Consider the following 10,837-nt stretch of genomic DNA (forward strand, 5'->3'; position numbering starts at 1 on the left):
TTCGGTATCGAGGATGAGTTGACGCATGTCGGATTAGCCTGCTCTAAAAAAATCAGCAAAAAAGAAGGGCGCGCGCTTAGGTATTGCGGCGGACATCACAGCACGCATCACATTTCTGCGAGTGACGCGACACCGCGATTGGCCAGTTGATCCGCGCGTTCGTTTTCCGGGTGGCCGTTGTGACCGCGCACCCAGCGCCATTCGATTTCGTGCTGCGCGACAAGCGCGTCGAGCCGCTTCCAGAGATCGGCGTTCTTCACCGGTTGCTTCGCCGCAGTGATCCAGCCTTTTTTCTTCCAGCCGTGAATCCACTCGCTGATGCCTTTCTGCACGTACTGCGAGTCGGTATGCACGACGGCCTTGCAGGGGCGCTTCAGCGCCTCGAGCGCGGCAATCACGCCCATCAGTTCCATGCGGTTGTTGGTGGTGTTGGGTTCACCGCCGAACAGTTCTTTTTCCTGGTCGCCGAAGCGCAGCAGCGCGCCCCAGCCGCCGCGGCCGGGGTTGCCCTTGCAGGCGCCGTCGGTATAGATATCGATGATGTCGGAAGTCATTGAGTGTGGTTGCGTGTGTTCGGAGTGGCGGCGGGCGCGAGGCCCGCGGCGAGGACAGGTTTCTTCACTTTCAGTGGGCCGACGAGGCGCATGCCGCGCACGCGCTTGATCGCCTTGATCATGTAGGTGGCGCCGAAAATCGGCCACCAGCGGTCGCCGGCGGCTTCCATGAAACCGTAGCGGGACAGCCATTGATCGCTGCCGAGCGGCGGACGATAGCAGCCGAAGCGCCCGCGTTCAAGGTCGAAACCCAGCAGCTTGATCCAGTCTTTCAGGCGAGTGAAGGCGATCAGGTCGACTGCCGCGGGCACGAACGGCCGGCCGGTCATCTTGCCGACCGATTGACGCGCGCCCCAGAGCGACAGCGAATTGAAGCCGAGAATGATCAACTGGCCTTCGGGCATCAGCACGCGCTCGGCTTCGCGCAGCAGCCGGTGCGGGTCGCTTGTGAATTCCAGCGTATGCGGCATCACGATCAGGTCGACGCTTTGTGCTTCGAACGGCAAGTCGAGCAGGTCGCACCAGACAGCGCTGCGTCCGGCCGGCGCCGGCAACCCCGCGGGCCGACCTTGGGAGGCACTATTGCCCGAGCCATTCCCGGCACGCCCCAGGCCGCGTGGAAAAGTGTAGGGCGCACTCGCGCCGCTCGCTGCGTCGAGCACGAGTCCGCGGCACGGCATGCGGTTTTCGCGCAAGGCGTCGAGCTGCGGCAGGCCGAGTTGCAGCGCATGGTAACCGAACACGTCCGACACCACGCGGTCGAGCTGGGTCTGTTCCCACTCGAGTACGTAGCGACCGGGTGGCGAATCGGTCCAGGCAGGCCAGTCTATAATCGCTCGGTCAGTCATATCAGAGAATGCGTCGCCTATGAATGCGCTCGAGTACGTACCGGTCCCGGCGTTTGAAGACAATTACATCTGGGTCGTTTCCGACGGGCATCACGCGGTGGTCGTCGATCCGGGTGAGGCCGCTCCCGTGCGCGCCTATCTGGCGAAACGGGGTTGGCGGCTGAGCGCTATTTTACTCACGCACCATCATCAAGACCATGTCGGTGGGGTGGCCGATCTGCTGAACGGCCAGGCCGTCCCCGTGTACGGCCCCGCCGGTGAAGCGATCCAGCATCTCACGCATCGTCTCAAAAACGGCGATCACGTGACGATTGCGGCCCCCCCACTCGAATTCAGTGTGCTCGACGTGCCCGGTCACACGAGCGGCCATATTGCCTATTTTCAGGCGGCCGACCCGCGCGGTACGCCGCACGTGTTTTGTGGCGACACACTGTTCGCGTGTGGCTGCGGCCGCTTGTTCGAAGGCACGCCCGCGCAGATGCTGGCGTCGCTGGATTCACTAGCCGCTCTCCCCGGCGCGACCGAGGTTCACTGCGCACACGAATACACGTTGTCGAACATCCGCTTCGCGCTCGCCTGCGAGCCAGGCAACGTCGAACTGCAAGCCTGGCGTGACGCGGCGACCGAATTGCGCGCACGTCATGTGCCGACGCTGCCCACCACCATCGCCCACGAACGCGCGGTGAATCCATTTTTGCGCGCGAGCAATCCGGCGATTCAAGCAACCCTGCAAGAGCAGCTGCACGAAAAAGTGCCCGATCGTTTAGCGGCATTTACGCTGATGCGCGAATGGAAAAACCGCTTCCGTTGACCCGTTCGGCATCAGGGTATTCCTCACGCGAAGAATCGCAAAAATTCGCCAAGCCCTAGATTTCCTTGATTTTTTCGTCATTTTCTGATTGACGTAAACGTTGCCGTTTCGTACTATCGGCAGCAAATTCCAGCCCTTGTGGAAGCCGAGACGTTCATGCGATTTATCTTTAGTGCGTTGTTGGTCCTGACGCTCGCCGCTTGCGCGAGTCAGGGACCGGCGACGAATAGCCCGACCACCGCAACAAACCCCGCCAGTCAGCAAGCCGTAGCCGACGCCCTTCGCAAGACAGCCACCGCTAAAGAGACGATCAACGTCGACCAGGGCTCCGTCACTCAGCTGACGAGCGCGGACGCCGACTTGTGGGGCCGTATTCGCCGTGGTTTTCAAATGCCGGATCTGCAAACCGACCTCGTCGACATGCAGGTCAACTGGTATGCGCAACGCCCGGACTACGTGCAGCGCATGACCGAGCGCTCGCAGAAATACCTGTACCACATCGTCGAAGAGCTCGAGGCGCGCCATATGCCGACCGAGCTCGCCTTGCTGCCGTTCATTGAATCCGCGTACAGCCCGCAGGCGTTGTCGGTGGCGAAGGCTGCCGGCATGTGGCAGTTCATGCCGGGCACGGGCCGTACCTACAATCTCAAGCAGAACATGTGGCAGGACGAGCGCCGCGACGTGCTGGCCTCGACCAGCGCTGCGCTTGACTATCTGTCGCGTCTGCATGACATGTTCGGTGACTGGCAACTGGCGCTCGCCGCCTACAACTGGGGTGAGGGCAACGTGCAGCGCGCGATCGCGCGTAACGAAGCGGCGGGGCTGCCTACTGACTACCTCAGCCTGCGCATGCCGAACGAGACGCGTAACTACGTGCCCAAGCTGCAGGCGGTGAAGAACATCGTGATGAACCCGCAGATGTACGGGCTCACACTGCCGTCGATTCCGAATCACCCATATTTCGTGACGGTCACGACCTCGCACGACATAGACGTGGACATGGCGGCGAAACTCGCGAATCTCTCCACGGATGAATTCCGCTCACTGAACCCGTCGTTCAGGAAGCCGGTGATTCTCGGCGCCACACAGCCGCAGATCCTGCTGCCGTTCGACAACGCGAGCGCGTTCGAACGCAATCTGAAGACGTACTCCGGTTCGCTATCGTCGTGGACCACGTACACGGTCACGGAGCGCGCAGCGCCGGCGGCGATCGCGCAAAAGATCGGTGTCGACGCCGACACGCTGATGGAAGTGAACAAGATTCCAGTCGGCATGCGTCTTAAACCAGGCTCCACGATCGTCGTGCCGCGTGGCTCGGACGACGACGAAGACATCAGCGCCGACGTCGCCGAAAGCGCGGTGCTGGCCATGGAGCCCGACGTCCCCGATACCCGCAAGATGCTGATCCGCGTGCGCCGCAATCAGTCGATGGCCGCGATCGCGGTGCGTTACGGCGTGTCGATCGGTCAATTGAAGGCGTGGAATCGCACGCATCGCGATCAGGTGTCGCGTGGCCAGGTGATCGTGCTGCACGTGCCGGTTGGCAAGGCGATGCCGAGCGAACCCGGTCCGGAGCGCATCGCGACCGACGTGCAAGGCGGCGGTGTCGAGAAGATCGGTACCCGGGTCGCAGACACGAGGAGCGATTCGCGCTACGATAAAAAGAAGGGCCGTGGCCGCTCCGCCGTGGTGAGGGTGTCTGAGCCGGTGGGTAAAGCCAGTAAGCCGACAACGTCCGGCGCCAGCAAGGGCAAGGTGACGAAAGTGTCGGCTTCCACGTCCAGCAAGGCGTCGAAGGCCGCGGCAGATAGCCGCCCGAAGACCGCGGCCAACGCGAAGAAGGGTAAGTAGACCAAAAGCGGCTCCCACGGTAGTGACCACATGCGTTGCGGGGGCAGCGCGTGGATTGCGCTCCGATCACGCACCGTGTTATTCCAACGCCGTCACCTGTGGTGACGGCGTTTTTCATTGTGCAGATCAATTCAGGCGAATTTCGCGCATTTCATTTATCTTTCGTGCTTCGGCTCTCTCGGCCGCTCATTTCAAAGCTTATGTCGTCGACCCAGTTGCGCGTTTTTCTTCTGTTTTCCGCCGGTTACTTCGTTTCGTACGTGTTTCGCGGCGTCAATCTTGGCTTTGCGCCCTTCATCACGCACGATCTCGGTCTGTCGGCCACGGATCTCGGCTTGCTGACCAGTCTGTATTTCCTCGGCTTCGCGGGAGCGCAGATTCCAGCCGGCGTGCTGCTCGATCATTACGGCGCGCGCCGCGTGACGGCGATCACCATGTTGTTTGCCGCCCTCGGAATATGGGTGTTCGGCGCGGCGCACAGCGTTGGCATGACGATGTTTGGACGGTTGCTGATCGGTGTCGGCGTCTCGGTATGTCTTGGCGCTGCCTTCAAGGCGTTGGCTCAGCATTTCGAGCCGGGGCGTCTGCCGATGATGAACGGGCTAGTGATGGCCATCGGCGGCTTCGGCGGTGTGATGGTCGGCTCGCCACTCACGTGGGTGCTGAGCTTTGCCAGTTGGCGTGCGGTCTGTATCGGTCTGGGCCTGCTGACGGTGCTGGTGGCGGTGGCGCAGTGGACGCTTGCCCCTGATGCCAGGGAAACTCACCGCCAGGCCGGTATCGGCGCTCAGTTCAAAGGCACCCTGCATATCTTGAGAAGCGGGGCGTTCTGGAAGATTGGGTCGTTTTCCATCGTCACGCAAGGCGTGTTCTACGCGATGCAGTCGTTGTGGGTCGGCGCCTGGCTGCGCGACGTGCAGGGTTTCGCGCCGCGTGAAGCCGCCTCGCTGGTGTCGATTCTCGGCTTTGCGATGATGGCCGGCTGCGTCGGTTTCGGCGCGGCGGCGCGCGGCCTGGAGCGGCGTGGAATCTCGTTGTATGTGTTTTGCGGCATCGGTATGGCGCTGTTTGTCGTGACCCAACTGCTGATCATGTTCAATGTGCCGCTGCCCGCGAGCCTGCTGTGGGCGGCATACGGAGTATTTGGCGGTACCGGCATTCTGAGTTACGCGGTAATGGCGCGGCACTTTCCGGCGCAGATGATCGGCCGGGTGAATACCACGCTGACACTGATCATTTTTCTGCTGATTTTCGGCTTCCAGATCGGCGTCGGTGCGGTGCTGTCGCGCTGGCCGGCCCATGACGGTCATTATCCGGCGGCCGCGCATCTGACCGCCTGGGGCATTCTGATGGCGTTGCAGGTGTTGAGCGCGATCTGGTACGTATTGCCCGGCCGCGCACGGCTTCAGCCGGCGCACGTGCCCGCCGAACAGCAGGTTTAAAGCGATCGCGCATGGTTCGCAGGGTGGCGTCATATTTACCGGTCTTATCCCGATTCTGACCGTGTAAATTTTGTCCAGCAGCTTCCGGGGCAAGCGCAGCAAGGCTTCGAACCGTTTCAGGCCGGACCCGGCTACGTCGGTTCGCCATCTCGGATTTGGAGGGAAGGGTAGTTTCGCGCTATAATTTCAAGGTTTGAGCTTATCAACCCGCACCCTAGCGCCTACCTCTCCCATACCGTTCATCCGCCGCGCGCTTTTGACGCCCCGCACCCCAGCCGATCCGTCCACACAATGGACCCATCGCGCCCCTTGCGACGTCACCAGCAGTACGCGAGCGAGTCTGCGCGCGCATCCCTGTCGATGCGTTTCGCTGCGGCTCGCAGTCGGATAGACAGGTCGGCAACAGGGTGTTCCCCAAGGAGTCTCCCGTGTTGCCGTCATTTTCTCCCGCTTTGCTCGCACTCGCCGACGGCACGGTCTTTCGTGGTTACTCGATCGGCGCCCCTGGGCATACGATCGGCGAAGTCGTGTTCAACACCGCTATCACCGGTTATCAGGAAATCCTGACTGACCCGAGCTACGCGCGCCAGATCGTGACCCTCACGTATCCGCACATCGGTAACGTCGGTGTGAATGCCGAAGACGTCGAAGCTACGAAAGTCCATGCCGCCGGCCTGATCATCCGTGATCTGCCGGTTCTCGCGTCGAACTTCCGCATGGAGCGCACGCTCCCGCAATACCTCAAGGACGAAGGCGTGGTCGCCATCGCCGGTCTCGACACCCGCATGCTGACCCGCGTGCTGCGCGATAAAGGTGCGCAGAACGGCGCGATTCTCGCCGGCTCGGATGACGAAGCCAAGGCAATCGAACTCGCGCGTTCGTTCCCGGGTTTGTCGGGCATGGACCTCGCGAAAGTCGTGTCGACGAAGGAAACCTACGAATGGATCCAGAGCGAATGGCGCCTGGGTTCCGGCTACGGCACGCAAAACGCGCCGAAGTATCGTGTGGTCGCGTTCGATTACGGCGTGAAGTACAACATCCTGCGCATGCTGGCCGAGCGCGGCTGCCACGTCACGGTGCTGCCGGCAGAAGCCTCCGCGGCTGACGCGCTCGCGCTCAACCCGGACGGCATCTTCCTGTCGAACGGCCCCGGCGATCCGGAGCCGTGTGACTACGCGATTCGCGCTACCAGGGAGTTGATCGAGCGCGGCATCCCGACCTTCGGCATCTGTCTTGGCCACCAGATCATGGGCCTCGCCGTCGGCGCCAAGACCCTCAAGATGAAGACGGGCCACCACGGCGCGAACCATCCGGTGAAGGATCTCAGCGACGGCCGCGTGGTCATCACGTCGCAGAACCACGGTTTCGCGGTCGATGCCGAGACGCTGCCGGCCAACGCCAAGGTCACGCACATCTCGCTGTTCGACGGCACGCTGCAAGGCTTCGCGCTGACCGACAAGCCGGCGTTCTGCTTCCAGGGCCACCCGGAAGCGTCGCCCGGTCCGAACGACATCGCCTATCTGTTCGACCGCTTCACGGCGTTGATGGACACGAAGAAGGCCGGCAAGACCGCAGCGGCATAAATAGCTGGTGAGGCGCCCTGGCGGCGCGCGGCTCGCAATGCGATTGGCGCACTTGGCGCGAAGCACGGCGAGCCGCACACAACAGAGCGCGCGCAACGGTGAAGCGACGCGCGCCGACGGAACGAATTCAGGAATACATTAGCGAGAGCGTTATGCCCAAGCGGACAGACATCAAGAGCATCCTCATTATCGGCGCGGGTCCGATCATCATCGGCCAGGCGTGCGAGTTCGACTACTCGGGCGCGCAGGCATGCAAGGCGTTGCGTGAGGAAGGCTACAAGGTCATTCTCGTCAACAGCAATCCGGCGACGATCATGACCGACCCGAACACGGCCGACGTCACCTACATCGAGCCGATCACGTGGGAAGTGGTAGAGCGCATCATCGCCAAGGAGCGCCCGGACGCGATCCTGCCGACAATGGGCGGTCAGACCGCGCTGAACTGCGCGCTCGATCTCCACGCACACGGTGTGCTGGACAAGTACAAGGTCGAGCTGATCGGCGCCTCGCCGGAAGCGATCGACAAGGCGGAAGACCGCCAGAAGTTCAAAGACGCGATGACCAAGATCGGGCTCGGTTCGGCCAAATCGGGCACCGCGCATTCGATGGAAGAAGCGCTGCAGGTGCAAGCCGACATCGCTGTGCAAACGGGTAGCGGCGGTTATCCGGTCGTAATCCGTCCGTCGTTCACGCTCGGCGGTTCGGGCGGCGGCATCGCGTACAACCGCGACGAATTCGAGGAAATCTGCAAGCGCGGTCTCGACCTGTCGCCCACGCGCGAACTGCTGATCGAAGAATCGCTGCTCGGCTGGAAAGAGTACGAGATGGAAGTGGTCCGCGATAAAAAGGACAACTGCATCATCGTCTGCTCGATCGAAAACCTGGACCCGATGGGCATCCACACCGGCGACTCGATTACCGTCGCGCCGGCGCAAACGCTCACGGACAAGGAATATCAGATTCTGCGTAACGCATCGCTCGCGGTGCTGCGTGAGATCGGCGTGGACACGGGCGGTTCGAACGTGCAGTTCTCGATCAACCCGCAAGATGGCCGGATGGTCGTGATCGAAATGAATCCGCGTGTGTCGCGTTCGTCGGCATTGGCGTCGAAGGCTACCGGCTTCCCGATCGCGAAGGTCGCGGCGAAGCTGGCAGTCGGCTACACGCTGGACGAGTTGAAGAACGAAATCACCGGCGGCCAGACCCCGGCATCGTTTGAACCGACGATCGACTACGTCGTCACCAAGATTCCGCGTTTCGCATTCGAAAAATTCCGCGAAGCCGATTCGCGCCTGACCACGCAGATGAAGTCGGTCGGCGAAGTGATGGCGATCGGCCGCACCTTCCAGGAATCGTTCCAGAAGGCCCTGCGCGGTCTGGAAGTGGGCGTGGACGGTCTGGACGAAAAGACCGACAACCGCGACGAGATCATCCGCGAGATCGGCGAAGCCGGCCCGGATCGCATCTGGTATGTAGGTGACGCCTTCCGTATCGGCATGACGGCCGAAGAGATTTTCGAAGAGACCTCGATCGACCCGTGGTTCCTCGCGCAGATTGAACAGATCATCCTGAAGGAAAAGTCGCTGGCAGGCCGTACGCTGGCAAGCCTGTCGAAGGAAGAGCTCAAGTATGTGAAGCAGAGCGGCTTCTCGGATCGCCGTCTGGCGAAGCTGCTCGGCGCGAAGCCGGCAGAGGTGCGTCAACGCCGTATCGAGTTGAACGTGCGCCCGGTCTACAAGCGCGTCGACACGTGCGCGGCCGAGTTCGCCACGAAAACCGCCTACATGTACTCGACCTATGAGGAAGAGTGCGAAGCGAACCCGACGAACAACAAGAAGATCATGGTGCTGGGCGGCGGCCCGAACCGGATCGGCCAGGGTATCGAGTTCGACTACTGCTGCGTGCACGCCGCGCTCGCCATGCGCGAAGACGGCTACGAAACGATCATGGTCAACTGCAACCCTGAAACGGTTTCGACCGACTACGACACGTCCGACCGTCTGTACTTCGAATCGCTGACGCTCGAAGACGTGCTCGAAATCGTCGACAAGGAAAAGCCGGTCGGCGTGATCGTGCAATACGGCGGTCAAACGCCGCTGAAGCTTGCGCTCGATCTCGAAGCGAACGGTGTGCCGATCATCGGCACGTCGCCGGACATGATCGACGCCGCGGAAGACCGCGAGCGTTTCCAGAAGCTGCTGCAGGACCTCGGCCTGCGTCAACCGCCGAACCGTACCGCGCGTGCTGAAGACGAAGCGCTGAAGCTTGCCGAGGAAATCGGCTATCCGCTGGTGGTGCGTCCGTCGTACGTGCTGGGTGGCCGCGCAATGGAAATCGTCCACGAGCCGCGCGACCTCGAGCGCTATATGCGCGAGGCCGTGAAGGTGTCGCACGATTCGCCGGTGCTGCTCGACCGCTTCCTCAACGACGCGATCGAATGCGACGTGGATTGCATTTCCGATGGCGAAGCCGTGTTCATCGGCGGCGTGATGGAGCACATCGAACAGGCGGGCGTCCACTCGGGCGACTCGGCTTGCTCGCTGCCGCCGTATTCGCTGTCGCAGGAAACCATCGCTGAGCTGAAGCGCCAGACCGGCGCAATGGCAAAGGCGCTGAACGTGATCGGCCTGATGAACGTGCAGTTCGCGATCCAGCAAGTGCCGCAGGCGGACGGTTCGAAAGAGGACGTGATCTACGTGCTCGAAGTGAATCCGCGTGCGTCGCGTACCGTGCCGTATGTCTCGAAGGCGACCAGCCTGCCGCTGGCGAAAATCGCGGCGCGTGCGATGGTCGGCCAGACGCTCGCACAACAGGGCGTGACGAAGGAAATCAATCCGCCGTACTTCAGCGTGAAGGAGGCCGTGTTCCCGTTCGTCAAGTTCCCGGCAGTCGATCCGGTGCTCGGACCGGAAATGCGTTCGACGGGTGAAGTGATGGGCGTGGGTCAGACGTTCGGCGAAGCGCTGTTCAAGTCGCAGCTCGCGGCTGGTTCGCGTCTGCCGGAGTCGGGCACGGTGCTGTTGACCGTGATGGACGCCGATAAGCCGAAAGCCGTCGAAGTCGCGCGCATGCTGCACGAGCTCGGCTATCCGATTGTCGCGACCAAGGGCACGGCTGCCGCGATCGAAGCGGCCGGCGTGCCGGTCAAGGTCGTCAACAAGGTGAAGGACGGTCGTCCGCACATCGTCGACATGATCAAGAACGGTGAAATCGCGCTGGTCTTCACGACCGTCGACGAAACCCGTGCCGCGATCGCCGACTCGCGCTCGATCCGCATGAGCGCACAGGCGAACAAGGTCACGTACTACACGACGATGTCCGGTGCACGGGCTGCAGTTGAAGGTTTGCGCTATTTGAAGAACCTGGAAGTCTATGATTTACAAGGCCTCCACGCTCGCCTAAACTAAGGCTTCGAATACCTGTCCAAGATGTAAGTGCCGCGGTTAAGCGGCGTTCTGCAGGTGCTGTGGCCCGGGTGTTGCCCGGAACGTCAGCCTCCGCGGGATGCACTTAACCGCGGTGATTTTTTTTACGGCTGTTTTTTGCATAGAGTTGTTTATGAGCACTGTTCCATTGACGAAGCGCGGCGCGGAAATGTTGCGCGATGAATTGCAGCGCCTGAAATCGGTTGAGCGTCCCTCGGTGATCAATTCGATCGCGGAAGCGCGTGCCCAGGGCGATCTGTCTGAAAACGCGGAATACGACGCGGCGAAGGAAAAGCAGGGCTTCGTCGAAGGCCGTATTGCCG

7 protein-coding genes and 1 pseudogene are annotated in these 10,837 nt (G+C 61.7%); 6 read left to right on the forward strand and 2 right to left on the reverse strand.

Annotated elements, in window-relative coordinates; all coding sequences use genetic code 11:
* Positions 1 to 107 precede the first annotated feature (107 nt).
* Together rnhA and VFE81_RS10625 are read right to left on the reverse strand one after the other, a co-directional pair.
* Entirely contained in the window at positions 108 to 554 is a 447-nt protein-coding gene (rnhA, locus tag VFE81_RS10620; RefSeq protein ID WP_169485743.1) for a ribonuclease HI, read from the reverse strand.
* Positions 551 to 1,402: a class I SAM-dependent methyltransferase gene (locus VFE81_RS10625; RefSeq protein ID WP_325044553.1), complete on the reverse strand. Its 852-nt coding sequence runs from the start codon at positions 1,400 to 1,402 to the stop codon at positions 551 to 553. The genes rnhA and VFE81_RS10625 overlap by 4 nt, the downstream gene beginning before the upstream one ends.
* A 19-nt stretch (positions 1,403 to 1,421) precedes the next feature.
* Here VFE81_RS10625 and gloB point away from each other — a divergent pair, with 19 nt between their 5' ends.
* From gloB to VFE81_RS10655, 6 genes and pseudogenes are all read left to right on the forward strand, one after another.
* Positions 1,422 to 2,213, forward strand: coding sequence for a hydroxyacylglutathione hydrolase (gene gloB, locus VFE81_RS10630; protein WP_325044554.1), 792 nt, complete (start codon positions 1,422 to 1,424; stop codon positions 2,211 to 2,213).
* 156 nt (positions 2,214 to 2,369) lie between these two features.
* The gene (locus tag VFE81_RS10635; protein ID WP_325044555.1) at positions 2,370 to 4,064 is read left to right on the forward strand and encodes a transglycosylase SLT domain-containing protein; all 1,695 of its coding nucleotides are present in this window, start codon (positions 2,370 to 2,372) and stop codon (positions 4,062 to 4,064) included.
* Positions 4,065 to 4,264: 200 nt separating this feature from the next.
* Complete coding sequence (locus VFE81_RS10640) at positions 4,265 to 5,506, forward strand: MFS transporter (RefSeq protein WP_325044556.1); 1,242 nt, start codon at positions 4,265 to 4,267, stop codon at positions 5,504 to 5,506.
* Between the two features lie 428 nt (positions 5,507 to 5,934).
* Positions 5,935 to 7,089, forward strand: coding sequence for a glutamine-hydrolyzing carbamoyl-phosphate synthase small subunit (carA, locus tag VFE81_RS10645; protein WP_325044557.1), 1,155 nt, complete (start codon positions 5,935 to 5,937; stop codon positions 7,087 to 7,089).
* 152 nt (positions 7,090 to 7,241) lie between these two features.
* The gene (carB, locus tag VFE81_RS10650; protein ID WP_325044558.1) at positions 7,242 to 10,496 is read left to right on the forward strand and encodes a carbamoyl-phosphate synthase large subunit; all 3,255 of its coding nucleotides are present in this window, start codon (positions 7,242 to 7,244) and stop codon (positions 10,494 to 10,496) included.
* A 151-nt stretch (positions 10,497 to 10,647) separates the two neighbouring features.
* Positions 10,648 to 10,837 (forward strand): annotated as a pseudogene (locus tag VFE81_RS10655) (transcription elongation factor GreA); the annotation flags it as partial.

Source organism: Paraburkholderia sp. (assembly GCF_035656215.1).
GTDB lineage: Bacteria > Pseudomonadota > Gammaproteobacteria > Burkholderiales > Burkholderiaceae > Paraburkholderia.

Bases quoted from the DNA above. Each gene is read 5' to 3' on its own strand.
- rnhA (WP_169485743.1), bottom strand. From the start codon at position 554: ATGACTTCCGACATCATCGATATCTATACCGACGGCGCCTGCAAGGGC.
- VFE81_RS10625 (WP_325044553.1), bottom strand. From the start codon at position 1,402: ATGACTGACCGAGCGATTATAGACTGGCCTGCCTGGACCGATTCGCCA.
- gloB (WP_325044554.1), top strand. From the start codon at position 1,422: ATGAATGCGCTCGAGTACGTACCGGTCCCGGCGTTTGAAGACAATTAC.
- VFE81_RS10635 (WP_325044555.1), top strand. From the start codon at position 2,370: ATGCGATTTATCTTTAGTGCGTTGTTGGTCCTGACGCTCGCCGCTTGC.
- VFE81_RS10640 (WP_325044556.1), top strand. From the start codon at position 4,265: ATGTCGTCGACCCAGTTGCGCGTTTTTCTTCTGTTTTCCGCCGGTTAC.
- carB (WP_325044558.1), top strand. From the start codon at position 7,242: ATGCCCAAGCGGACAGACATCAAGAGCATCCTCATTATCGGCGCGGGT.